The sequence below is a fragment of the Streptomyces sp. NPDC041068 genome (genome assembly GCF_040647455.1).
Lineage (GTDB): Bacteria > Actinomycetota > Actinomycetes > Streptomycetales > Streptomycetaceae > Streptomyces.
On sequence record NZ_JBEZCG010000018.1, the window covers coordinates 60541 to 85583 of the forward strand.

Sequence of the window (25043 nt, forward strand, 5' to 3'; positions counted from 1 at the left end):
CTACGTCCGCCGCTGCCCTGCCCCGTTCACCCGTGCGAGGACCTCGCCGGTGCGCGGGCTCCAGGCCACGACAACCGCCTCCGGCGGCGCCTTCTGCTCGGGCGTGAGCAGCAGCCAGCGCACGTCGTAGCGGCGCACGATCGCCGTGCGCTCCGCCCGGGTGGAGCCGGGGGAGAGGTAGGCGCGCACCGCCTTCAGGCGGACGTTCCGCACCTTCTCGTCGAGCGAGGGGTCGGGCCAGGCGGGAGCGACGAGGTTGGCGCCGTAGCCGGGCACCGAGCGCGTGGCGCGGTAGCCGTTCGTCAGGACGACGTCGCCCTTGTGCATATGGCCGACCGCCCACCCGTAGCCCGGCCAGCGCGGCGGCTGGTCGAAGCCGACGGGGTCCAGGGCGCGCGGCACGACGGCGCCCGCCTGGATCTGGCAGAAGCCCACGCAGGCGCCGAGCGCGGCGGCCCCGGCGAGCGCGCCCCGCCGCCAGCCCCAGGGCCGCGGCGCCGCCAGCTCGATCGCCAGGGCGAACTGGAGCGGGACCAGGGTCAGGCCGAGGATGCGGCCGTAGGTGTAGTGGCCGCTGAGCCAGCCGTACATGACGACCAGGCAGTCCAGGACGAACATCAGGACCAGGGGGTCCCTGCGGTCCCTGCGGAAGCGGAGCCACAGGGCCGGCAGGCCGAGCAGCGCCAGCCAGAAGCGCTGCGGCATCTCCGTGTAGAGCTGGCGGTGGATCCAGTCCACCGACTCGTCGCCGACCAGCGAGAAGACGCTGTAATAGGGCCAGGCCGCCGCGAGGGCCACCGCCGTGACGGCCGTCACCGCCCAGGACCACAGCCGGTGGCCGGACGCCGCGAACGCGACCACGCCGATCACCGCCGCCACCGACGAGATCGGATGGACGAGCAGGATCAGTCCGCACAGGGCGCCCAGACCCGCGTACGCCCGAAGCCCTTGCCCCGAACCCCGTGTCACGCGCCCCGCAGGCCGTGCTCCGCGCGCAAGCGAGCCCGCCCACGCCCAGGCCCAGAAGGTGAGGCCGATCGCGAATGTCGACGGGTAGCCGAGGTTCCCCGTCATCGACATCAGGCCCAGATAGCCGCTCCACCACGCCGTCCGCGTGCCCCACAGCAGCACCATCGCGAACAGCGCGAGCACCGGAGCCCACGGACGGGGCGTCAGGACGCGCACGAAGCGGCCGATGCCGGTCAGCAGGACCAGGAGGTTCAGCGGGCCCGCGAGCTTCACGACCTCCCAGCCCGCGAGCCCCGTCGCCTCGGCGAACAGGCCCTGTGCGACGGCGTAGGGCGAGTAGTAGGCGCTGCCGTCGCCCGGCAGGTCCGCCATCGGGTGCGCGGGATGGAGGAGGTTCTCCTTCAGGCGCTCGACCACGGCCGCGTGCTGGCCGAAGTCGCAGCACATCGGGACCCGCCAGAAGGCCAGCGACATCACCAGCCAGAACAGCCCGCCGAAGACCAGGTACGGGGTGGGGCGCCACCGGGGGCCGCCGCCGCGCAGCGCCGTCGAGCCGTGGGCGACGCGGCGGGTCAACAGCGCGCCGCTCACCGCATCAGCCTCTCCGCGACCCTGGCCGCGGCCCGGCCGTCGTCCAGGTCGCAGTAGGCCTCGCGGAACGCCGCGTACGCCTCCGCGTGCCGGGCCGCGATGGCGTCCAGGTCGCGCAGCGCCTCGACGACCTCGCCGGTGGAGGCGAGCAGCGGGCCAGGGGCGCGGGTCTCGAAGTCGAGGTAAAAGCCGCGCACGGTGTCGCGGTAGTGCTCCAGGTCGTACGCGTGGAAGAGCATCGGACGTCCTGTGTGCGCGAAGTCGAACATCAGTGAGGAGTAGTCCGTCACCAACACGTCGGCGACCAGCAGGAGTTCGGCGGTGCGGGGATGCGAGGACACGTCGCGCACGAACGGCGCGCGGGCGCCCGGCAGGCGGCCCGCCGTCAGCGGGTGCTTGCGCACCAGCAGCACGTGGTCGTCGCCGAGCACGGACTCGGCCGCGCGGAAGTCGAGCGCGGGCTCGTAGCGGAATCTGCCGGGCGAGTACGCGAGGTGGTCGCGGTACGTCGGCGCGTACAGCACGATCCGCTTGCCCTGTGCGATGCCCAGCTCGCGGCGGACCCGCTCGGCGACCTTGCGGCGGTCGTCGGCGAACAGCACGTCGTTGCGGGGCGATCCGGCCTCCAGGACCTCGCCGTCGTAGGCGAGCGCGCGGCCCAGGTGCGGGGTGGAGAAGCGGTTCGGCGAGACGAGGACGTCCCACTGGCGGGCCAGCCTCGGCAGGGCGTCGAGGTGGCCGTGGTCGGCGTAGAGCGTGTCGGTCAGGTCGGTGCCGATGCGCTTGAGCGGGGCGCCGTTCCAGGTCTGGACGACGGTCTGGCCCTCGCGGCGCTCGAAGAACTCCGGCAGATGGCCCGCGGTGACGATGCGGCGGCAGCGGGCCAGCGCCTCGTACCAGGCGGCGCTGTGCTCCTCGACGCCCTTCGCGCCCGCGGGGACGCGGGTCTGCTGGTCGTGGGTGACCCAGAGGTGCTCGACGTCGGTGCCGCGCCGCACCAGCTCCTCGTGGACGGCGCGCGGCGAGTCCCCGTCGAAGTAGAGGACGGCGTCGGTCAGGGGCTGCTTGCGACGGCTCGGGTAGTGGGCGGTGCGCAGCCGGTGGCGCCGGTAGGCCCCGCGCTCGGACCGTGCGAGCACCGAGCCCGATTCGACCAGGAGACGGTCGCCGAACCGCCGGTCGACGGTGAACTCCCGTTCCTGGACGGTCCGTCGCAGCGGCAGCGTGGCCGAGGCGGCGGCGAGCAGCCGCACGGGCATGCCGTCCGCCGCGCGGGGCGTGCCGCCTTCGCTCGCGCCCGCCTCGGTCGCTCCCGCCTCGCGCAGGAACGCGTACCACCGCCCCTCGCGCAGCGCCCCGCCGCCGGGCGCGAGCACCGCGCGGAACCGGTCGCCGTCGCGTTCGGCGGGCACCGTCAGCTCCTCGTCGCGGCCGCTGTGCCGCAGCACCAGCTCGGGCTCGGTCCAGCTCGCCGCCGCCACCGAGCCCTCCACGGTCAGCCTGCCGTCCGCGTCCCACGCCACGCGGTCGGCGACCGGCTGCCGGGTCAACTCGACGACCAGCTGGCCCTGGTCGTTGGCGGTGGCGCACAGCTCGCGGCCCGCGCGCGAGGCGTACCGCCCCGGGGGCAGGTCGAGCGTGGCGGCCAGGGACTTCAACTTCCCGTCGGGCAGCACGAGATTGGCCTGCCAGCGGTCGCCGTGCGGCGGCTCGACCTCCTTGGGCGCGCGGTGCGGGGTGGGCTCCACTCCCTCCAACTCGCCCAGGTTCACCCGGACTTCGAAGCGGTCGTCGGTGAGCTTCACCGGGTGGTCGAAGTGCGTCTTCGTGTGCTTGTGGGTCAGGCGCAGGGACGTGGGGCGCAACCGACCGGGCAGGGTCCCGCTCAGCACCACGTCGTCCCCGTCGCGCCGGTGGGCGTCCACGCGCGCCGCGTACTCCTGGATCCTCAGCACGAGCCGCCCCTTGCTGAAGCCGAGGACGAGGCGCAGCCCGTCGCCGAGCTCGCGCACCACGGACTGCGCGGACGCGCCCTCCACGGCCCGCACGGCCGCGCGCCGCACCGTGCCGTGTCCGGCGACGACCACGCCGAGCAGCCAGTTCCCGGGCCGCCAGCGGCCGCCGGTCTTCAGCTGCTCGGGGTCGACGGTCATCTCGAAGCCGGACAGGTCGTAGCAGTGCAGCCGCTGCCGCGACTGCTCGGTGGCCTGCGGCGCGGCGACGGTCTTCGTCGGCACGCGGCGGAACTGCCCTCTGCTGTGGGCCGACTTGAGCAGCCCCGTCTTGATCGAGTGCCCCGGGCGGGTGGCCTCCAGATTGCGTACGTACGCGTAGCCGCTGATCCGCAGCTTGCCGTCCGGGCCCCACCGCGACTCCGTCACCCGCGCCACGACGGGCAGTTCGCGCCGCCCGATCCGCGCCAGCTTCTCGGGGACGCGGCCGACGCCCGGGTAGGAGGCGCTGCGGCGGACGGCGCCGCGCACATGGAAGGCGGTGCCGTTGGCCCGCTCGAAGGCGAGCAGTTCGATCAGCTCGGCAAGCCGCTCCTCGCGCACGAGCTGCCACTTCACGCGCAGGTCGACGGGGAGCTCCGCGACGACCTCCGGGTCGGCGCGGCGCAGGAAGGCCGCCGTGTCCGTCATGAACACCGCGCGGTACTCGGGGCCGCCCATCGGCAGCCCTTCCAGGAAGTACACGAAGTCGTCGCGCAGGCAGGACACGTCGTACGTCCGCTTCATGTCCGGCGCGTGCTCGGAGAGGAAGCCGCTGACGTGCGCGCAGGCCGCGATGCGGTCGCGCACGCCCTTGACGTCGGTGCGCCGCCGGGTGATCGAACCCTCGCGGACCCGCCAGTAGTAGACGTGGTCGCTGAGCACGTCCACGGACCCGGCGAGGAAGTGCGCCGGGATCATCACGGGGGTGTCCTCGTAGAGCTTGCCCTCGGGGAAGGTGAAGCGGTGCCGGTCCCAGAAGGCGCGCCGGAAGACCTTGTTCCAGGCCACGCGGTCGGAGAGCAGGTCCAGGTCGCGCCCGATGTGGGTGCGGGTGCGCGGCTCGGTCAGCCACTTGTACTGCCAGGCCTGGGAGCGGCCGCGTTCGTTGAGCCGCCAGACGTTGCCGCTCGCGAAGTCGGACCCCGAGGCGTCCAGACTCGCGATCATCCGCGCGTACGCGTCGTGCGGTACGACGTCGTCGCTGTCGACGAAGGTCAGGAACTCGGCGGTGGGGGACGCCTTGCGCACCCCGGTGTTGCGGGCGGCGCTGAGCCCCGCGTTGCGCTGGCGGACGTAGACGAAGCGGGGGTCCTTGGCGGCGAACTCACGGGCGATGCGGGGGCTGGCGTCCGTGGAGCCGTCGTCGACGAGGATGCACTCCAGGCCGCCCCGCGCCTCAAGGCCGCCGAGCAGGCCGGGCCCGTCCATGGTCTGCCCGGCGATCGACTCCAGGCACTCCTCCAGAAACTCCTCGACGTTGTAGATGGGTACGACGACGCTGAGACGGGGCTGCACGGCGACCGGCCTTTCGTGGGGATACGGGCATATTCGTCCCCTTTGCCCGTTCCCGGCTCCCGACCGTCAACTTCTTTACCCTCGACCACCCCAACGAGTGACGATCGGTCTTCGACAGGCGGTGTCCCGCTGACTACCGTCGGTGTGCATGTCGCGCTTCTCGGTTGTCGTCCCCGCCCATCGCGTCCAGGGATACCTGCGCGAATGCCTGGACTCGGTGCTCACCCAGTCCTTCGGCGACCTCGAACTGATCGTCGTCGACGACGCGTCGCCCGACGCCTGTGCCGCGATCGCCGCGGAGTATGCGGAGCGCGACCCGCGCGCGCAACTCGTCCGTCTCCCCGCCCAGGCGGGCCCCGGCCCGGCCCGCAACATCGGCGCCGACCGCGCCACCGGCGACCACCTGCTCTTCCTCGACGGCGACGACCTGCTCCTGCCGGGCGCCCTTGAGGCCATCGACGCCGCGCTCACGGCCGCCGGCGACCCGGACGTCCTGCTCTGCGCGCACGACCGCGTCGACTGGTGGGAGAACGTCCGCCCCGGCGGCGACGACCTCGCGGGCGACCCCCTCGCCGTCGCCCCCGCCGCCTGGAACCGCGTCTTGCGGCGCGCCTTCTGGCGGGAGCGGCGGCTCGCCTTCTCCGACGGCGCGTACGAGGACGTGGTGCCGGTCCACACCGCCACCCTGCGCGCGGGCGAGCGCATCGCCGTCCTGGAGCGGCCGTGCGTGCGCTGGCGCGAGCGGCGCGGCGGCAGCTTCGCCAAGACGCCGGGCAGACGGCACTTCGCCGTCGCCGAGCGGTACGAGGAACTCCTCGCCGCCGCGGGGCGCGAGGAGCGCGCCCGGCTCCTGCCGCACGCCGCCGCCCATCTGCTCGCCGTCCTCGAGGACCCCGGCAGGATCCGCGAGGGCGACCGGCGCGACTTCTTCCGCGAGGCCTCCCGCGTCTACCGCGCCCACGGACCGGGGGACACCGCGCCCCGCACCCCGGAGGAGAAGGCGCTCGCCGCCGCTTCCTACGCCTCCTACGAAGGACTGCGCAAGGCCGAGACCCGGCGGCTGCACGTCACTCGGCAGCTCGCCCGCCAGAAGAAGAAGCTGCGCGCCCGCGCCATGCGCGCCGTCTACCGCACCGACCTGCGCCGCTCCCTCGACCCGCACCTCGCGGTCTACGGCGCCTACTGGAATCGCGGGGTCTCCTGCAATCCGGCGGCGATCCACGCCAAGGCCCGCGAACTCGCCCCGCACGTCAAGGGCGTGTGGGTGGTCTCAAGCCGCAACAAGCACAAGGTGCCCGCCGGGGTCGAGTACGTCATCGAGGGCTCCCGGCGCTACTGGCAGGCGATGGCCACGGCGACGTACCTCGTCAACAACTCCAGCTTTCCCGGGGGGTTCACCAAGCGCCCCGGACAGGTCTACCTCCAGACCCACCACGGGACCCCGCTGAAGAAGATGGGCCTCGACCAGCGCCGCTACCCGGCCGGCACGCACGGCATCAGCTTCCAGAAGGTCCTCGACCACACCGACCAGTGGGACTTCAGCCTCTCGTCGAACCCGCACTCCACCGAGATCTGGGAGCGCGTCTACCCCTCCGTCGCCTACCAGGCCCTGGAGGCGGGCTATCCGCGCAACGACGTGTACTTCACGGCGGGCGAGGACGAAGTAGAGCGGGTCCGGGCGCAGTTGGGGGTCGACGACGGCCGGACCGTCCTGCTGTACGCGCCGACGCACCGCGACTACCAGAAGGGCTTCCTGCCCCGCCTCGACCTCAGGCGCTTCGTCGAGCGCCTCGGCCCCTCGTACGTCGTGCTCGTGCGCGCCCACTACTTCTACGGCGCCGACGCCGGTCTCGAAAGCCACCCGCAGCTCGTCGACGTCACCGGGCACGCGCGCGTGGAGGACCTGTGCCTGGCCGCCGACGCCCTGGTCACGGACTACTCCTCGCTGATGTTCGACTACGCCTGTCTGGACCGCCCGATCGTGACGTACGCCCCCGACTGGCAGGCCTACCGCCTGGCCCGCGGCACCTACTTCGACCTGCTCTCCGGGCGCCCCGGCGAGACACCGGGCGCGGTGGCCACCAGTGAGGACGAACTGGCCGGTCTCTTCCGGCTCGGCGGCTGGGACACCCCGGAGACGACGGCGCTGCGGACGGCGTTCCGGGCGCGCTTTTGTCCCTACGACGACGGGAAGGCCGCCGAACGCGTCGTACGGCGGCTCTTCCTGAGCGGCGGTCAGGCCGCCGGAGCGGCCTCGTAGGGTGAGCGCACCGGGAAGTAGGCGGTCAGGAACGACCGGATGGCGAGCGCCATCTCCGTGTCCGCCATACCGCTGTCGGGGGACTCCCCGATGCAGAACGCCGTCTTGTCGCGGCTCTGCAGCAGCCGCCCCAGACGCGCGTGGTCGGCGCGGTCGCCGATGTCCACGAAGTCGTACGCGATGCCGGCGGGCACGGCCCGTCCCGTGAGGTAGGCGTAGTGGGGGTGCAGCGACGAGACGAGCGCCAGGTCGCCGTGGGAACGGAAGCGGCTGCGGGCCGTGGCCGCCGTCTCCTCGGGGAAGCGCTCGGTGATCTCCGCGAGGACGCTGCGGCGCAGCGCGTAGGGCGCATGGAAGAAGCTGTGCGTCGTCGTCCTGCCGAACGCGCGGCGCAGCAGCTCGCGGTTGTTCTTCGCCGCCGCCAGATAGCCCTCGTCGCCCGGCGAGACCGGCAGGGCGGGCACAGACGCCGACGACCAGAAGAAGCGGGCGAGGCCGTTGCTGAGGAAGAACGTCTCCGGCGTGGTGGGGCGGCCCAGGAACATGTCGTCGTTGAAGTAGAGGAAGTGCTCCGACAGGCCCTCGACGCGGTGCAGTTGGGACTCGATGGCGTGCGAGTTGAACGTCGGCAGACACGCGTCGGCGTCGGCGAAGAGGTCGCGGTGGTCCACCACCGTCAGGCCCGGGTGGTCCCGGTCGAGCCAGGCCGGCGTCTGGCCCGCCGTGACGAGGTACACGTGCCGGATCCACGGCGCGTACATCGCCAGGGAGCGCAGGCTGAAGCGGAGCTCGTCGCGGTTGCGGAAGCGCACCGCGCCGTTGTCGGCGGAGGTGGCGCCGCCGCCTCGCGCGGCGTCGCGCAGGGCGCGCCACTCGGGATCGCTGTCGTCGACCCAGGTGTAGACCGCGTCGACGGGGAAGTCCACGTCCTTGACCAGGAGTTGGGCGAACACGTCGAGCGTCGGGTAGCTCCGGTCTGCCACGCGCAGCGTCGCCGTGGGGGTCAGCGAGGGCAGCTCCGACCCGGCGAGCGTCGTGCCGAACGGGGCGCGGAAGGAGCCCTCGGGCGAGCGCGGCCAGAACGCCACCGTGCACGCCTGCCCGGCGCCGTGCCGCAGCGACAGGGTCGTCGTGGTCACCGGCTTGAAGAGCTTGACGCCCGCCAACTCGCCGATGGAGTCCAGGCGTTCGGCCAGGACGACGCCCGGCGCCGCGTCGCGCGGATTGACCAGCTCGGCGTAGACGGGCTGTCCGCGCAGCGCCCCGGCGATGGCCTTCAGGGCGCGGTCCTGCTCGTCGGCGGCCACGGCGAGGGTGTGGGCGGTGCCGCCGGACGTGCGGACCACGACGTACGGGACGTCCTGCGCCCGCAGCGCGGACGCGGCGAGCTCCAGGTTCCAGTCGGCCATGCGCGGCGCGAGGACGTCGTCGCGGCGCTCGGCGAGGCGGCCCACCGAGCGGATCACGCGGCCCGTGGTGTCGGCGGCGAGGATCTCGTCCTCACGGGCCCGCTCGCCGGCCCCCGCCGCGGCGTCGAAGGTGTGCGGCGCGGTGGGCCGGAACCCGCAGCCGCCGGAGGCGACGCCCAGCGCCACGCGGTCCGCGCGCCCGCGCAGCCGCTCCGGCCTCTCGCGCCCCGCCACGAGCCGCGTGTACAGCTCCTCCCAGCGCGCGGTGACGTCCGCAGAGGAGAAGCGGGCGTACACGCCTTCGCGTGCGGCGCGGGCGAACTCCCCGCGCATGGCGTCGTCGCCCATCAACTCGTCCATTGCGTACGCCAGTTCACGGATCTCGCCGGGCGGCACGAGCAGTCCGTCGACGCGGTGCCGCACGATCTCCGCGGGCCCGGTCAGCACGTCGTACGCGACGACGGGCACCCCGGCGGCCAGCGCTTCGAGGAGCACCAGCGGGAACGCCTCGTTGTGCCCCGCTGTCATCAGGCTCAGCCCGGCCTTGGCCCACTCGGCGGCCATGTCCTGGCAGGGGCCGAGCAGTTCGACCCGGTCGTGCAGGCCGAACCCGTCGACCAGGCGCCGCAGATGCCGCTCGCGGTGCCCGCCGCCGAAGATCCGCAGGGTCCAGTCGGGGTGCGCGTCGGCCACCTGCGCGAAGGCCTGCACGGCGTGGTCGACGCGTTTCTCGCCGGTCAGCCGCGCCGCCATGACGATGACCTTGCTCTCACCGTCCGCGCGCGGACGGAAGCCGTCGGGCACGGCGTTCGGGATCACGGCGAGCTCGGGTGCGGTGGGGTCGAGGGACTCCGCGATCCAGTCGCGGGTGCGCTCGGTGAGCGTGACGAGGGCGTCCAGGCGCGGCGCGTGAAGGAGCAGCGGTTCCCCCGAGGGGCCGCGCCGCTGGGTGGGCCGGTGCTCCTGGTGGACGGTGACGACCCGCGCGGGCACCAGGGCCACGGCGGCGGCGAGCAGCGCGGGCGTGGTGGTGACCAGGACGTCGGTGTCGAGCGTGCCGAGGGCCGCGGTCATCTCGACGTCGGAGAGCCGGTCGAAGGCGTCCTCCCAGGCGGGCCTGATCAGCTCGCTGGGCAGCGCGGCCAGCGTGCGGCACGCGGCGTCGTCCAACTCCGATTCCCGTACGGGGCGTTCGGGTGTCACGGTGCGGTCCACGAGATAGCGCACCGGCAGTCCGCGGGCCTCGGGGAAGAACGGCTCGGCGCGGGTCCGGAAGACGGAGACGACCTCGACCTCGATGCCGGGGCGCTCGGCGAGGTGCTGCGCCTGGGTGTACGTGGCGAGCTCGGTGCCGCCCATCTCGTCGCCCCAGCCGAGCAGATACGTGATCTTCATGAGGTCTCCTCGGTGGCGGCGACGGCGAGGGCGTCGGTGGTTACTCCGGTGGTGGCGGTGATGTCGAGGCACGTCACCGCGAACGCGCCGGACGCGGTGAAGTGGGCGTGGGCCCTGACGACCGCGCCGCCCGGCAGTGCGAAGACACGGAAGGGGGTGGGGTAGGAGGCGGAGGGATCGCGCACGTCGGACAGCCACCGCCCCAGCGGCAGCGCCCCGACCCGGAAGTCCCACACCCACTGCCCCGACCCCGCACCGGCCATCGCGTCCAGCGGCACCCGCAGCGCGAACGCCCCGCCCTGCCAGTCCACTTCGGCGGGTACGACGACACCGTCCCGCCGCCGCACGGCCTCGGCCCCGCCCGGCGCGGCCCCCGCGACGAGCCGCCCGTGCACGGTGATGCCGTCCCCGCGCGGCACGAACCGCACGAGCTCGGCGCGGGGCAGGGACCGCGTCGCCTGGAGCACGGCCCGTCCGCCGCGGGCTCTGACGACCCGCACGAGCGTGCCGGTCAGCGGATCGGGGGCGTGCGGCGCGGTCGGCGTCGCGGGCGCCGCGCCGACGTCGGCGGTCGTGAGCCCATGGCGTCGTACGCGTCCTCGGGCGCCCTGTGTCTCGACCGTGAGCCGCCACACGCCGTCCCGCATGCCGCGCAGGGTGGCCGTGGCGGTCAGCAGAGGGGCGGCGCCTGTGTGCCGCTCGTGGACGAGGGGGACGGCGAACCTGCGCGGGCCGCGCGTGATCAGGAGCCGGGCGCCCTCGGGGCCTTCGGGCAGGCGGTCCGCGGCGAGCGCGAGGTTGAGCGTCCTGCTGTCGCGTAGGGAGAGGTGCACGGGAGTCAGCAGCGGCCCGGTCCGCCCGGCGCCGCGCACCCGCCCCGCGGCGGCCCGCTCCAGGCGGAAGCGGATGCTTCGCGCGGTGGAACGGGTGCTTCGCGCGGTGGTGAGCAGCCGCCGGGCGAGGGGCGGCGGGGCGAACCGAGGGGCGAGGTGGCGCATTGCCCCACTTTGTCCGATCGTCACTCCGGTGGGGTCCTGAGCTGGGCCATCTGCCGCTCCCGCCGAGGTCAGCGAGCCAGGGGCGGCGAGCCAGGGTCGGCGAACCGAGGTCAGCGAGCCGAGGTCAGCGCCGGGCCTTGCGCACCGCCCGGGTCACCACCGGCGGCAGCAGGTCGACGGCGAGCCTGCGCAGGGCCGACGGCTTGCGCCCCGGCGCCTGGGCACCCTCGGACCGCGGCGCGGGCAGGACGCGCGAGGCCACGGAGGCGGGGTGACGGGAGGTCACCAGGTCCGGCGCGGGGATCTTCGCCCGCGAGGCGCGCAGCACGTCGGTCCCCGCGATGCGCTGGATCTCCGGCTTGCAGTTCGGCACCGCGCGCAGGTTCTCCAGGAGCGCGTCACGCAGCGGCGCGGGATCGCCCCAGGTGCCGTACATCTTGTTGGAGGAGAGCATGACCGGGCGCAGCCCGTGGCGGAACACGGCCTCCCAGGAGGCGGCGGAGACACCCGGCGTGTGCTCGGTGCGGTAGTCGTCGAGGACCAGGATGCCGCCCTCGCGCAGCGCGGCCTTCGCGGTGAGGATGTCGTCGCGCACGTCGTCGTACATGTGCGAGGCGTCGATGTGGACGAACCGGCAGGAGTCGTCCTCGATCAGGTCGGGCAGCACGTCGGTGCGGCCCTCGACCAGCTCGGGCAGGGCGTCGTGGAACGCCGAGTAATTGGCCTCGAAGGCGCGCCGGGTCAGGGACTTCTGGTAGAAGGCCTTGGTGGCCTCCTTGGTGTAGCCGTCGTCGGACCCGAAGAGGTCGCAGACGGTCATCTTCTCCTCGGGGCGCAGGAACTGACCCATGACGATGGTGCTCTTGCCGAGGTAACAGCCCATCTCCAGGAGGTCGCCCGCCGGGCTGTCCGCGGCGCCCTCGCCGAGGAACCAGGCGAACAGGCGCTGGTCCAGGGGCCAGAACCAGCCCGGTACGTCCTCCAGGGTGGCCGGTCGTGGCAGTTCGTTGTCCGCGTCCTGGCCGGTGGTGGCTTCGCTGCTGGTCGTCGTCATGGCGGGGGTCTCCATCAGGGTCGGTCGATCGGTCGGGTTCATCGGGTTGATCACGGTCGGGTTCATCGGGGTGATCAGGGGTGTGCGGGCGCGGGCGACGCGGCCGCCGCGGCGTGCTGTCCGGGTCTGAGGACGTCACCGCACTCGTGCCGCCCGCTCGTGTACGCGCTCGGTACGGCTCGCGCGGCCCAGGCGCGCAACTGCCGCAGCCGCTCGGGGTGTTCAACGGCGTCGGCCCGCACCCAGTCACCGCCGCCGTCAGCCGTGCGGTACAGCGGCAGATAGCCCTCGGCGGTCAGCCGCGGCGCCTTCATGCCGCTCTTGCGCGCCCAGACGCCGATGGCGTGGACGAAGGTGGGGCGCAGTTCGTCGAAGGCGTACGTCCGCAGGGCCTCCGCGTCGCCCGCGGCCAGTGCGTCGGCGATCCGCGGCTCGGTCAGACCCGCGAGGTCGTACACCTTCAGGTCGCTGGTGAGCAGCGTGCCGCCGAGGCTGGGCAGCAGCACGGAGGCGTCTCTGATGCCGAGCCGGTCCGCGTACTCGTTGAAGACAACCCCGTCGCGGTTGACGACGAGGCACATCGGCAGCGTCGGCTCGGCGCGGAACTCGGCGGCCCGCTCGCGCTGCGCGGACCACGACAGGAGCAGCGTCCCGCTCAGCGCGAGCGCGACGGCGGCCCGTGGGCGCGGCCCGCCCCGCTCCGCCAGGCCCACCGCGGCGAGCGTCAGGGCCAGAACTCCCAGCGGCCACACGGGAGTCGCGAACCGGTACATGCCCATCCAGTCCGGCTCCAGGATGCCGAACGCGCACAGCGTCAGGGCGAGCGGCAGGACGACCGCGGCCAGCGCCGTGCGGGGCATCCCGCGCCGGGTGAGCGCGATGCCGGTCAGGGCGGCGGCCACGAGCACCGCGGGCCAGCCCGCGAAGGTGAGGAGCTCGCCGGTGGTCCTGGAGAACAGCTCGGCGTCGGGGAGCTCCTGCGCCTTGGCGACCGCCGTGTTGGGCACGAGCCGTCCGAAGACCGCGTACCGCCAGGCGAGGAACAGCGCGTACGGCACGGCGAAGGAGGCGACGCACAGGGCCGCGGCTCCGGCTCGCGCCCGCAGCTGTGCGCGCCGCAGCGTGAGCAGGAGCAGCAGCGGATACACCCCCGCGAGCACCGCCCCGTCGGGCCGGGTCAGCGCCGCCACGAGGGCCAGCAGCCCGGATGCCACCGCGGGCCCCCTGCCGAGCAGGTTCCCCGTGGTGACCGCGCGGACGAGCACGGCGGCGAGGACGGTGGCGACGCAGGCGTACAGCGGGTTCTCCAGGCCCGAGAACATCCAGGCCACGAAGGAGACGTTGGCGCCGAGCAGCACCCCGGCCGCGCCCGTGACCAGCCAGGAGCGGGACACCAGACGCCGGGCCGCGCAGGCGATCGCGACCAGGATCCCCAGCGCGCACAGCATGCCGAGCGCCTTGGGGTACAGGATCAGGTCGGGCACGCCGAGCACGGCACGGTGGTCGAAGAGGCCGAGCCGCCGCCCGACGACGAGGAGCGCGAGCCAGGCCGGGTTGGAGTACCCCTCGACCGGCTCGGCGCCCGCCTGCTGGACCGGGCCGAGGCCTTCGTCGATGCTGCGCGCGTACGCGAAGGTGATGGCCGCGTCGTCGACCACCCACCGCCCGAGCAGCGACGCGTGCAGCGCGATGAGGGCGCCGCCCAGGGCGACGGCAACCCCGTCGGCCCACCAACGGGCCACAAAGGACGGCGGGTCGACGCCCTCGGTGCTCCCGTCCTCCTTCGGGCGCGCCGCCTGCTCCGGAATGCCCGTGGCCGACGCGGTCGTGCCGCTCATCGCGTGCCGTTCGGGAGCGGGGACAGCGGGACGCCCAGGTGGCGGCCCGCGTCCTGCTGGGGGATGGGCGTCAGCGGGTACTCCTGGCCGAGCATGACCAGGGACACCACACGGGCGGCCGCGTGGCCGTCGTCGTACTCGCAGTACCGCGCGCGGAAGTCCGCGCGCAGCGCGGCCGAGCGGGCGTCGCGCCACTTCCCTGAGGCGAACAGGTCCGCCACCTGCGAGGTGCTCGTGGTGACGTGGCCCGGTGGCGTGGCGAGCAGGTCGAAGTAGGTGCCGCGGGTGGCCTGGTAGACCTCCCAGTCGTCCGCGTGCACGACGATCGGGCGGTCCAGACAGGCGTAGTCGAACATCAGCGACGAGTAGTCGGTCACCAGGGCGTCGGAGGCGAGCATCAGGTCCTCGACGGACGGCTCGTCGGTGACGTCCATGAGCAGTCCGCGCCGCTCCAGGTCGCGCAGTTGAAGGCCGCGCACGGCGGAGTTCGCGTACTGCGAGTGCAGGCGCACGAGGAGGGTGACGCCGGGCCCCGCCTCGCGGGCCAGGCGCTCGAAGTCCAGGCGCGGCTCGTACCACTTGCGGTAGTCGCGCGGCGTGGGCGCGTACAGGACCACGGTGCTGCCGTCGGGGATCCCGAGCCGCTTGCGCACCGCGATGCCGCGCAGCGGATCGCCCTTGACCAGGACGTCGTTGCGGGGCGCGCCGGTCGGCAGGGAGGTGAAGCGGCAGGGGTAGGCGCGGTCCCAGGCGAGCTGCGCGTGGCGCCCCGACACCAGGCTGTAGTCCCAGCGGTCCGAACGCCACAGCTGGGCGCGGACGTTGAGGTGGTAGGTCGCCGCGGGGCGGCCGATCAGGTCGGCGCCCATGTGCTTGAGCGGCGTGCCCCGGTGGGTCTGGACGTGGATCTGGCCCTCGCGCTTGGCCAGGCCCGGCGCCCAGTTGAGGTTGTTGAAGAAGTACGTCGCCCGGCTCGTGACCCGGTGGTAGGCCGGGGTGTCGGGCAGCACGAAGTCGACGCCGTCGGGCACCCGGTCGACCGCGTCGCGTCGCACCACCCACACCGCCCTGACGTGCGGGGCGAGCGCGCCCGCCGCCTGGTGGACGGCCGCGGGGTCGCCGAGCAGACCGCGGTGCGAGAAGGCCGAGTACACCGCGAGGTTGGGGTCCAGCGGGCGGTGGCGCTGGACACGGGTGAGGGTGCGCTTCACCTTCCTGACGGCCTTCTTGCGCAGCTTCCGCTTCTTGCGCAGCGCTGCCGACTGCAGGGAGTGGGCGGCGGCGAAGGCACGGAAGACGGCGTACGGACTGCCCGCCGCGAGCCGCCACTGCAGGCGGTAGCGGTCGTCGGGCGGGGTGAACCCGGCCGGCTTGTAGCGGCGGTAGAACTCCACGATCGTGCGGTAGAAGTCGCCGCGGTCCTCGACCAGGACGCGCTCGGTGAGCGGCAGTGTCGCCAGGAAGTGGTTGATCATCCGCTCGAAGAGCAGCGGCCGGGCCGCGTCCAGCTCCGGGTGCTCGTCGAGGAACGCGAACAACCCCGCGTACTGCGGGAAGATGTCGAAGTGCTTGCGCCCCGGGGTGCGCGTGATGGCGCCCTGCCTGCGCTGGCGGTACTCCACGCACACCCGGTCCAGACAGCCGATGCGCCGTGCGGAGACCAGCGCCTCGTACGTGATCGGGGCGTCCTCGTAGAGCCCCTTCTTGTACGTGAATCCGTGCGCGGTGAAGAAATCGCGGCGGTAGGCCTTGTTCCAGGCGACCAGGAACAGATGCAGGTAGTGCGGGCTGCTCAGGATGTCGAACGTGTCCGTGCCCGCGGAGGCGAGCAGGTCCGCCGTCATGCTCCGGCCGCCCCGGCCCCACCAGTGCGTGCGGACGTGGTCGAAGACCAGCACGTCCGGGTCCGCGGTGGCGCCGAGCCGCTCGTCGATGGCCGCGAGCGCGCCCGGGGTGTAGCTGTCGTCGCTGTCGAGAAAGAGGAGGTAGTCGCCGGTGGCGTGGGTGACGCCCGCGTTGCGCGCCCCGCCGAGGCCGACGTTCTCGGGCAGATGGACCGCGCGGACCCGGGTGTCGACCGCGGCGTACTCGTCGATGATGGCGCCGCAGTGGTCGGGCGAGCAGTCGTCGACCGCGATGACCTCGATGTCGGTGAACGACTGCGTCAGGACCGAGTCGAGGCACTCGCGCAGGAAGCCCTGCACCTTGTAGACGGGGACGATGATGCTGAAACGGGGCACGGGCTCTTCCACGGGTCGTGACGGATGGGACAGGGGCGGGGTGCGGCTCAGTTCCTGGGGCACAGGGCGGCCTCGGCGGCGCGCGGCTCCGCGGGGAAGCGGAAGGCGGTGCGCTGCCAGGAGCCGGTGAGGTTGTGCCAGAAGCGCGCGGGGCCCATGGGCTGCCGTACCGAGTCCAGGAGTTCGGGGAGCGGCCCGCAGGTCAGGGCGTGGCGGGCGGCGGCGACCGCGCGCGGGTCGACGCCGGGCGGCAGCGGGGTGCCGGGGTCCGTGAGGTCGGCGACGAGCCAGGCGAGCGCCACCGGCTTCTCGTGCCCGGCACGCGCGGTCGCCGAGCGCTCCATGTGGGCGCCAAGGGGGTGGGCGAGGCTCAGCGGGTCGACGGCGAGTCCCTCCAGCGGCACGACGATGCCGTTGTGGCCGAGGAAGCCCATGGCGCCAGCGACGGGCACCTGCCGGTCACGGGCCAGCGGGAGGGTGAGGTGAGGGCGGTTGTACGTGGTTTCGAGGACGAGGCGGGGGCTCTTCGCGCGCAGGGCCCGCGCGATCTCGGCGCGGTACACGGTGGGGCGCTCCCCGTGCAGGCGCTGGTTGATCGGATACGGGTCCCGGGTGGCCTGCTGGTAGCCGACGTGGGTGTCCCAGATCTCGCCGGAGCCGGAGACCACGGGCGGGCGCCACAGCAGCAGACAGCACACCGCCCAGAGAGCGAGGACGGTCCCGCCGGCGACGACGGCACGGCCGCGGGGCAGCGCCCACACCGGCAGCAGGAGCAGGAAGAGCCCCGGCAGCAGCATCCGCCCGTGCATGAAGTCCCCGCCGACCCGCACCACGTACAGCAGCGAGAGCACCCCGGAGACCATCGGCGCCGCCACCAGGAGGACGGGGCGGCGCGGCAGTCGCGCGGCCGGGCGCACCGAGCCGACGGCCACCCGCGTGGTCCTGCGCACCACGAGGAAGGACCCGAGCACGGCGAGCACGAGCAGCGGCACCCAAAGCCGGTACGGCAGCGCGAAGTTGGCGGCGTACAGCAGCCCGCGCCCCCAGTTCGCGCCGGACGCCTCCTTGGTGATCCCGGGCAGCGGCACGAGCACGCCGTAGTAACCGGCCCGGAAGACCTCGTACGCCCCCGGCAGCACGCACGCGGCCGCCGCGAGCCCCACCGTCGTACGCCGCCGGGCGCGCAGCAGCACGAACCAGACCGCGAGGAACACGGCGCTGACGAGCCCCAGGTCGGGCCTGACCAGCGGCCCGAGCCCCAACACCACGGCAGTGAGCGGTAGTTGGCGGCGCTCATCCCTGGCCAGGAGCCACCAGCAGCCCGCGAGCCAGCAGGTGGCGAGGCCGGTCTCCAGGCCGGACGTGGCGTAGTCCCAGACGGCGCACACCGGCAGCAGCACCAGGACCCCGGCGGGCACCAGACGCGCCGTGCGGCCGTGCAGCCTGCGTGCGGCGTCCCCCGCGAGCAGCCAGCCCACCGCCGTGGTGAGCAGGCCGAGCGCGACCGAGAGCACCGCCGGGTCGGCTCCGGTGACGAACCCGCAAAGGGCGAGGAGCCACTGCCACAGGGTGCCCGTGGACGCCTCGGCCCGCTCCCCGATGTTGAAGACGGGCCCGTTCCCGGCCAGGATCTGCCGCACCGCCCGGGTGTAGATCAGCGCGTCGTCGCCCACCCAGCGGTGCCGGTACCCGAGGACCAGGACGGCCGCCGCGGGCACCGCCACGACCAGCGCGTTCCACAGCCGGGGCGGCCCCGCCGCGGCCCGCGCCGCCGAGACCGCGGACGCCGCCGTGCGCTGGGCGACGACACGCGGCGCATACGGGGTGCGCGGCGCCGGCCGCTGATCGCTCACGTGGGGCATGGCGGGACGTCCTCGGTACGGGGGATGCGGTCAGTGCTGGGGGACGCGGGGCGCGGCGGGCGCCGGGATGCGCTCGCGCAGCGGAACGACCGGCGGCAGCTGCTCCACGGACTCGCCGAGCAGCACCCGGCGCACCACGCGCTCGGCGGCGAGCCCGTCGTCCAGGTCGCAGAACCGCTTCCGGAACGCCGCCCGCAGCGTCCGGGCCCGCTCGCCCTCCCACGCACCGGAGCGGAACACCGCCGTCAGCTCGCTCTGGGTGCGGGCCACCGCGCCCGGCGGCTCGGCGAGGAGGTCGAAGTAGACGCCGCGGGTCTCGCGGTAGATGTCCCAGTCGTCGGCGTAGATGACGATCGGCCGGTCGAGGTTGGCGTAGTCGAACATGATCGACGAGTAGTCCGTGATCAGCGCGTCCGCGGCCAGGCACACCTCCTCGGGCGAGCGGTGCTCCGTCACGTCGATCAACTTGCCGGAGCGCACGACCTCTTCGAGCCCCGCCGAGCCCTCGTAGAAGTGGTGGGCGCGCATCAGGACCACGAACTCCTCGCCGAGCGCGTCGCAGAACGCGGGCAGGTCGAGCTGCGTGGCGAAGTCCGTGCGGTAGTCGCGGTGGGTCGGCGCGTACAGGACGGCGACCTTGCCCTCGGGCACGCCGAGCCGCTTGCGGATCGAGGTCACGTCGTCGGCCGTCGCGCTGTAGAAGGCGTCGTTGCGCGGATAGCCGACGTCGAGGCTCTCGTACGCACCCGGGTACGCGCGCTCCCACACCTCGGTCGAGTGGTGGTTGGAGGAGATGTTGAAGTCCCAGCGGTCCACGCGCTGCAGGAGCTTGCCGAGCGGCCCCGCGGCGGCGGCCGCGGCGGGGAACTCCACCTGGTCCACGCCCATCCGCTTGAGCGGCGTGCCGTGCTGGGTCTGCACGTGCACGGTGCCGGGCCGCTTCTTGACGGCCATCTCGAAGTTGACGTTGTTGAAGGTGTACTTGGCGGTGGCCATGCACTCCCAGTAGCGGAGGCTGCCGATCTCCACGCCCTCGACACCCTCCGGAAGACCGGCCGTTGTCGCGTCGGAGACCAGGAACACCGTCTTGATGTGCGGGGCAAGACGCCGGGTCGCGGCATGGATCGCGGCCGGGTTGCAGGCGTAGCCGCGCCCCCAGTACGCGGAGAACACCGCGAGGTTCTCGTCGACGGGCCGCTTGAGGAAGGCCTTGTACGGGTGGCGGTGCCGCTGCAGCCTGCGCCGCACGCGCTGCAGGGTGGGGCCCACCAGCGAGGGCAGCCGGTTCTTCGCGCCGCGCAGCAGGCAGAAGACGGCGTACGCCCCGGCCCCGAGCAGCCGGTGCTGCACCCCGAGGCTCCCCGAGGGCGGCCGGAACCCGGCGGGCCTGTGCAGCCGGTACAGCCGCGTGGCCTGCCGGAAGAAGCGCCGCCGCAGCCGCGCGCTCGGCAGCCGCGCGGGCGTCGACGCCGTCTTGAGGACCTCGTGCGTGAGCCTGCGGAAGAGCCGCGCGAGCACGGGCGCGGGCACGTCGAGCTCCGCCGCCCCCTTCATCGCCCGCCCGAACTGGTCGAGCAGCTCCAGGTGGTGGGCGCCCGGCAGGCGGGTGCGCGCTCCCTGGCGGCGCAGCAGATGGCGTACGCACACCCGGTCCAGGACGGCGATCCGCTCGGCCCGCAGCGCGGTCTGCGTGCTCCACACCATGTCCGCGAACATGCCGGGCGCGAAGGAAAGCCCGTGCTCGGCCACGAAGGAGCGCTTGCAGACGGCGGAGAAGGCGGGCACCAGCGGATCGGGCAGCGCCGTGTGCTCGGCCGCGGTGAAGGTCCCGCGCGGGGCGCCCTCCCACAGCCGGGTCAGGACCGGGCCCTGGCTGCCCTCGAACCAGTGCACGCGCTCGTGGTCGAAGAGCAGCAGATCGGGGCCGCCGGTCTCGGCGATCCTGGCGTCGAGCGCCGCGAGCGCGCCCGGCACGAGGGTGTCGTCGCCGTCGAGAAACAGCAGATAGTCGCCGCCCGCCGCTCTCGTCCCCGCGTTGCGCGCCCCCGGCAGGCCCTCGTCGGGCGGGGACTGCGTACGGCGCACCCGTGGGTCGCGCTCCGCGTGCTCGGCCACGACGGCGGAGCACGGGTCGGCCGCCTCGTCGAGCGAGTCGACGACGGCGATCAGCTCGAAGTCGGCGAAGGACTGCCCGAGCACCGAGGCGAGGCAGTCGGCGAGCCGCCCCGGTACGCCATGGGTGGGGACGATGATGCTGAAGCGCGACAAGACAGCCTCTCTCGATGGTGGTTCACAGGACTCACACGACACGGCTCACAGATGCGGGGAGTGCTGGAGGCTCGCGTAGGGCGCCGGGTCCGGCTGCGGGACGCCGGCCGCGGGCGCCGGGTGCCGCTCCTCCAGGGGCACCACGGACGGCAGCCCGCTCTGCTCGCCGAGCACCACATGGCGTACGACGCGCTCCGCGGCACGCCCGTCGTCGTACGCGCAGAACCGCTCGCGGAAGGCCCGCCGCAGCTGCGCCGAGCGCGAGCCCGCCCAGTGCCCGGTGGCGAAGATGTCGGTGAGCTCGTCCTCGCTGCGCGCGACCGCGCCCGGCGGGAACTCCCGCACGTCGAAGTAGGTGCCGCGGGCCGCCTCGTACGCCTCCCAGTCGTCGGCGTGCAGCACGATGGGCCGGTCGAGGTTGGCGTAGTCGAACATCAGGGACGAGTAGTCCGTGACCAGCGCGTCGGAGGCGAGGCAGAGCGACTCGACGCTCGGGTGGTCGGAGACGTCGATGAGCCGGCCCGAACTCTCCCCGAGGGGCGCGTCGTAGAAGTGGTGGGCGCGGGTCAGGACGACGAAGCGCGGCCCCAGCGTGTGCAGCATCCGCTCCAGGTCGAGGGTGAGGCGCTGGGTGCGGCGGTAGTCGCGGTGGGTGGGCGCGTACAGGATGGCGACGGCGCCGTGCGGGATGCCGAGGCTCTCCCGCAGCCGGGCCACCTCGGCCGAAGTCGCCTGCTGGAAGCGGTCGTTGCGGGGGTAGCCGTACTCCAGCGTGGTGTACGCCGAAGGGAAGACGCGCTCCCACACCAGCGTGGAGTGGCGGTTGGCCGACAGGACGTAGTCCCACTTGTCGGCGTTCTTCAGGAGGGCGCCGAAGTCCGTGCCGCGCGCGGCGGCCGGGCGGTCCTGGAGGTCCAGGCCCATGTGCTTGAGCGGCGTCCCGTGCTGGGTCTGGACGAGGACCTGGCCGGGGCGCTTGACCAGCCTGCGGTCGAAGTTGACGTTGTTCACCAGGTACGTGGAGCGGGCGAGCGCCGTCCAGTACGCGGCCGTGCCGGGACGCAGCCTGCGCGTGCCCGCAGGGATGGTGTGGTGGTGGCGCGGGTCGGCGATCCACGCGGTCCTGATGCCCGGCACGTGCTCGCGCATCGCGGCCTCCAGGGCGCCGGGGTTGCAGCCGTAGCCCCGCCCCCAGTACGAGGAGAAGACGGCGCAGTTCGCGCGCAGGGGCAGCCGCAGCTGGATGCGGTAGTGCAGCTGCAGCAGGGCGCCCTTGGCACGACGGCGGGCCGTGGCCGCGTACCGCTTGGCGCGGGAGCGCAGCCGCAGCGCCGCCCACAGGCCGCGGTAGGTGCGGTGCGAGCCGAGCCGCACCAGGCCGTGCCGCAGCCGGGTGCGGGCGCTCACGTGGGCGCCGGGGGCGCGGTGTCGCCGGTAGTGGGCGCGGGCCTTGCGCAGGAACTCGGCGCGCGACCCGCGCGGCAGCCTGCCCCGCTTGGTGAAGATCGTGGAGAGGTGGTCGACCATGCGCCGGAACAGCACGGGGCGCCAGGCCGCGGACAGCTCGGGGTTCTCGTCGAGGAACGCGAAGACCCTGTCGTACTGGTCGAAGATGTCGAAGTGCTTGCGGCTCGTGGTGCCCAGGATGTTGCCCTGACGCCGCTGCCGGTAGTGCACGCAGACCCGGTCGAGGGTGGAGATGGTGTCCGCCGCCATCAGGATCGGGTACGTCCAGGGCGTGTCCTCGTAGTACCCGGGCGGGAAGGTGAAGCCCTCGCGCTCGATGAACTCGCGCCGGTGCGCCTTGTTCCAGGCGACCATCAGGACCTTCAACAGGCCGGGACGGTCGGTGAGTCGGAAGGGTGCCTCGCCCTCCTCGGTGAGCTGGCCCGCGAACTGGTTGCGGACGGCCTCGCCCGACCAGTAGGTGCGGGCGTAGTCGTAGATCAGGACGTCCGGCTCGTCGGTCTCCTTGATGCGGTCGGAGATCGCGTGCAGGGAGCCGGGGGTGAGGGAGTCGTCGCTGTCCAGAAAGATCAGATAGTCGCCGGTGGCGCGCTCCATGCCGGCGTTGCGGGCCCGGCCGAGACCGACGTTCTCCGTGAGGTGCACGGCTTTCACGCGCGGGTCACGGGCGGCGAACTCGTCGATGATCGCGCCGCTCGCGTCCGGTGAGCAGTCATCGACCGCGATCAGTTCCAGGTCGGTGAAGGACTGCTCCAGCACGGACGCCAGGCACTCGTGCAGGTACGCCTGCACCTTGTACGCGGGGACGATGACACTGAACCGGGGCAAGGCACATCCATGGGTCGGCGCGGGCATACTGCCCGGAAACGCCTGATGGGGTGAGCGAGTTACGCCGGATGTGGCATACGGGGGATAGACGGAAGGAGACGGCCCGGTTACGGGCCGCCTCGATCACCGTACGTATGTGCCGTGCCCTGAGCCCTACTTCACCGCGCCCGCCATCACGCCGGACACGAACTGCCGCTGGAACGCGAAGAAGACGGCCAGCGGGATGATCATCGAGATGAACGCGCCCGGCGCGAGGATCTGCACGTTGTCGCCGAAGAACCGCACCTGCTGCTGGAGCGCGACCGTGATCGGCGGGTTCTTGGAGTCGGCGAAGATCAGCGCGATCAGCATGTCGTTCCAGACCCACAGGAACTGGAAGATGCCGAGCGAGGCGATCGCGGGCGCCCCGAGCGGCATCACGACGCGGACGAACAGCCGCACTTCACCCGCGCCGTCCAGCCGCGCCGCCTCCAGGAGTTCGCGCGGGATCTCCGCGAAGAAGTTCCGCAGGAGGAAGATCGCGAACGGCAGGCCGAAGGCCACATGGAAGGTGATCACGCCGATCGTGGTCTCGAAGATGCCGATCTTGCCGAAGAGATCGGCGATCGGCACCAGCGCCACCTGCACCGGGACGACGAGCAGCGCGACCACGCCGATGAACCACCAGTCGCGGCCCGGGAACTCCATCCACGCGAAGGCGTATCCGGCGAGCGACCCGATGACCACCACGAGCAGCGTCGCGGGCACAGTGATCATGACACTGGACAGGATCGAGTCGGTGATCGTCTCGTCCTTGAGGAGGGCGGTGTAGTTGTCGAACGTCATCTGCGACGGCGCGCTGAACACCGTCCACCAGCCGCTCTCGCTCATGTCCTCCGGGGTGCGGAACGAGCCGAGCAGCAGGCCGATCGTCGGCACCAGCCAGAACAGGCCCACCAGGACGAGGAACACGCGCAGCGCGGTGCTGCCGAGGAGGGACGCGATGCGCCCGCCGAGCGACTGCTTCGCCTTGACGACGTGGATCTGGGCGGTCATCGCCTCGCCTCCCGCCTCATCCGCCGGATGTTGAACAGCATCACCGGGATGACCAGGAGGAAGAGCAGCATCGCGATGGCGCTCGACACTCCCAACTCCTTGTCCAGGAATGCCGAGTTGTACAGCTGGACGGCGAGAACGTTCGCCTCGTCCTTCGAAGAGCCCGGCGCGATCACGAAGACCAGGTCGAAGATCTTCAGTACGTTGATCATGAGGGTGACCAGGACCACCGCGAGGACCGGGGCGAGCAGCGGCACCGTCACACGACGGAACACCTGCCACTCGTTGGCCCCGTCCACCCGCGCCGCCTCCAGGAGCTCACGCGGCACGCTCGCGAGGCCCGCCGCGATGAGGACCATCGCGAACCCGGCCCACATCCACAGGTACGAGCCGATGATCGACGGTGTGATCAGGGTCGGGCCGAGCCATTCGATGCCGTTGTAGGGCTCGCGGAAGTTCGATTCCGGATAGCGCAGTTGGGCACCGTCGGCCTCCTTCGGCAGCACGAACGTGCCGTCCGCCGCCGCCTCCGTGGACGCCACCACCTCGCCGCCCTTGACGGCCTCGATCTTGATGCCCGCGTAGCCGAACTCGGCGCTGTCGGGGGCGTTGGGCTCGCCCCGGCCCTTGCCGCGCGTGAAGTCCTGCCAGGCCGTGCCCGTGACCTTGTCCGGATCGGCCTGCGCCGGCTTCGCGGCCTTCGCGTCGTCCGGCATCTGGTCCGGCGCCACACCGGTCAGCGGCAGCACCACCGGCGTACCCGCCTTCACGGGCTCCTTGGTGATGAAGGCACCGCCGTCCGCCGACTTCAGGGGCGAGTTCATGGCGGGATGCGCCTGCGGGAACGCCGACGACTCGGCGAACGTGTCGTGCACGCTCACCACGACGGCGTTGGCGACGCCGCGCTCGGGGTCGGACTCGTACACCAGCCGGAAGATGATGCCCGCGGCGAGCATGGAGATCGCCATCGGCATGAAGATGACGAGCTTGAACGCCGTTCCCCAGCGCACCCGTTCGGTGAGAACGGCGAAGATCAGGCCGAGGGCGGTCGCGACCGTGGGGGCCACGACCACCCAGATCGCGTTGTTCTTGATGGCGGTACGGATGCTGTCGTCGGTGAACAGCGTCTTGTAGTTGTCGAACGCGGTGAAGCCGCCCGAGTCGTCGAAGAAGCTGCGGAAGAACGAGTACCCGATCGGGTAGAGGACGAGCGCGCCGAGCAGCACCAGGGCGGGCAGCAGGAAGAGCACCGCCATGGTCTTGCGGGTGCCGGTCACGCTCTTGCGCGGGGTCGGGACCGGGGGCACGGCCTTCGGCGTG

Annotated in this window: 13 protein-coding genes; 1 reads left to right on the top strand and 12 read right to left on the bottom strand. The window is 72.7% G+C overall.

Annotated elements, in window-relative coordinates; all coding sequences use genetic code 11:
• Together AB0B50_RS34575 and AB0B50_RS34580 are read right to left on the bottom strand one after the other, a co-directional pair.
• The gene (locus AB0B50_RS34575) at positions 1-1560 is read right to left on the bottom strand and encodes a hypothetical protein (protein WP_362339782.1); all 1560 of its coding nucleotides are present in this window, start codon (positions 1558-1560) and stop codon (positions 1-3) included.
• The gene (locus AB0B50_RS34580; RefSeq protein ID WP_362339783.1) at positions 1557-5069 is read right to left on the bottom strand and encodes a CDP-glycerol glycerophosphotransferase family protein; all 3513 of its coding nucleotides are present in this window, start codon (positions 5067-5069) and stop codon (positions 1557-1559) included. The genes AB0B50_RS34575 and AB0B50_RS34580 overlap by 4 nt, the downstream gene beginning before the upstream one ends.
• Before the next feature lie 148 nt (positions 5070-5217).
• Here AB0B50_RS34580 and AB0B50_RS34585 point away from each other — a divergent pair, with 148 nt between their 5' ends.
• A complete protein-coding gene (locus AB0B50_RS34585) occupies positions 5218-7329 on the top strand; it encodes a CDP-glycerol:glycerophosphate glycerophosphotransferase (protein WP_362339784.1) in 2112 nt (703 codons plus the stop codon).
• Here AB0B50_RS34585 and AB0B50_RS34590 read toward each other — a convergent pair.
• The 10 genes from AB0B50_RS34590 to AB0B50_RS34635 form a co-directional block, all read right to left on the bottom strand.
• Positions 7305-10133, bottom strand: coding sequence for a stealth conserved region 3 domain-containing protein (locus AB0B50_RS34590; RefSeq protein ID WP_362339785.1), 2829 nt, complete (start codon positions 10131-10133; stop codon positions 7305-7307). The two genes, AB0B50_RS34585 and AB0B50_RS34590, sit on opposite strands and share 25 nt — an antisense overlap.
• The gene (locus AB0B50_RS34595) at positions 10130-11131 is read right to left on the bottom strand and encodes a hypothetical protein (protein WP_362339786.1); all 1002 of its coding nucleotides are present in this window, start codon (positions 11129-11131) and stop codon (positions 10130-10132) included. Before AB0B50_RS34595 ends, AB0B50_RS34590 begins: the two co-directional genes overlap by 4 nt.
• Positions 11132-11255: 124 nt before the next feature.
• Complete coding sequence (locus tag AB0B50_RS34600) at positions 11256-12251, bottom strand: class I SAM-dependent methyltransferase (protein ID WP_362339787.1); 996 nt, start codon at positions 12249-12251, stop codon at positions 11256-11258.
• Between the two features lie 8 nt (positions 12252-12259).
• Positions 12260-14023, bottom strand: a complete 1764-nt coding sequence (locus AB0B50_RS34605; protein WP_362339788.1) for a hypothetical protein — start codon at positions 14021-14023, stop codon at positions 12260-12262.
• The gene (locus AB0B50_RS34610) at positions 14020-16263 is read right to left on the bottom strand and encodes a bifunctional glycosyltransferase family 2 protein/CDP-glycerol:glycerophosphate glycerophosphotransferase (protein WP_362339789.1); all 2244 of its coding nucleotides are present in this window, start codon (positions 16261-16263) and stop codon (positions 14020-14022) included. The genes AB0B50_RS34605 and AB0B50_RS34610 overlap by 4 nt, the downstream gene beginning before the upstream one ends.
• Before the next feature lie 47 nt (positions 16264-16310).
• The gene (locus AB0B50_RS34615; protein WP_362339790.1) at positions 16311-18125 is read right to left on the bottom strand and encodes a hypothetical protein; all 1815 of its coding nucleotides are present in this window, start codon (positions 18123-18125) and stop codon (positions 16311-16313) included.
• 30 nt (positions 18126-18155) lie between these two features.
• Positions 18156-20393 (bottom strand): CDP-glycerol:glycerophosphate glycerophosphotransferase, encoded by a 2238-nt coding sequence (locus AB0B50_RS34620; protein WP_362339791.1) that lies wholly within the window; start codon positions 20391-20393, stop codon positions 18156-18158.
• A 45-nt stretch (positions 20394-20438) separates the two neighbouring features.
• Positions 20439-22688 carry a bifunctional glycosyltransferase family 2 protein/CDP-glycerol:glycerophosphate glycerophosphotransferase gene (locus AB0B50_RS34625; RefSeq protein WP_362339792.1) on the bottom strand — a complete coding sequence of 750 codons (2250 nt, stop codon included), beginning with the start codon at positions 22686-22688 and terminating at the stop codon, positions 20439-20441.
• A gap of 153 nt (positions 22689-22841) precedes the next feature.
• Positions 22842-23723, bottom strand: coding sequence for a carbohydrate ABC transporter permease (locus tag AB0B50_RS34630; protein ID WP_362339793.1), 882 nt, complete (start codon positions 23721-23723; stop codon positions 22842-22844).
• The gene (locus tag AB0B50_RS34635) at positions 23720-25000 is read right to left on the bottom strand and encodes a sugar ABC transporter permease (RefSeq protein ID WP_362339916.1); all 1281 of its coding nucleotides are present in this window, start codon (positions 24998-25000) and stop codon (positions 23720-23722) included. The genes AB0B50_RS34630 and AB0B50_RS34635 overlap by 4 nt, the downstream gene beginning before the upstream one ends.
• Positions 25001-25043: the final 43 nt, after the last annotated feature.

Excerpts from the sequence above, each read along its gene's own strand:
- AB0B50_RS34585 (WP_362339784.1), top strand. The coding sequence starts at position 5,218 with ATGTCGCGCTTCTCGGTTGTCGTCCCCGCCCATCGCGTCCAGGGATAC.
- AB0B50_RS34590 (WP_362339785.1), bottom strand. The coding sequence starts at position 10,133 with ATGAAGATCACGTATCTGCTCGGCTGGGGCGACGAGATGGGCGGCACC.
- AB0B50_RS34595 (WP_362339786.1), bottom strand. The coding sequence starts at position 11,131 with ATGCGCCACCTCGCCCCTCGGTTCGCCCCGCCGCCCCTCGCCCGGCGG.
- AB0B50_RS34600 (WP_362339787.1), bottom strand. The coding sequence starts at position 12,251 with ATGAACCCGACCGTGATCAACCCGATGAACCCGACCGATCGACCGACC.
- AB0B50_RS34605 (WP_362339788.1), bottom strand. The coding sequence starts at position 14,023 with ATGAGCGGCACGACCGCGTCGGCCACGGGCATTCCGGAGCAGGCGGCG.
- AB0B50_RS34615 (WP_362339790.1), bottom strand. The coding sequence starts at position 18,125 with ATGCCCCACGTGAGCGATCAGCGGCCGGCGCCGCGCACCCCGTATGCG.
- AB0B50_RS34630 (WP_362339793.1), bottom strand. The coding sequence starts at position 23,723 with ATGACCGCCCAGATCCACGTCGTCAAGGCGAAGCAGTCGCTCGGCGGG.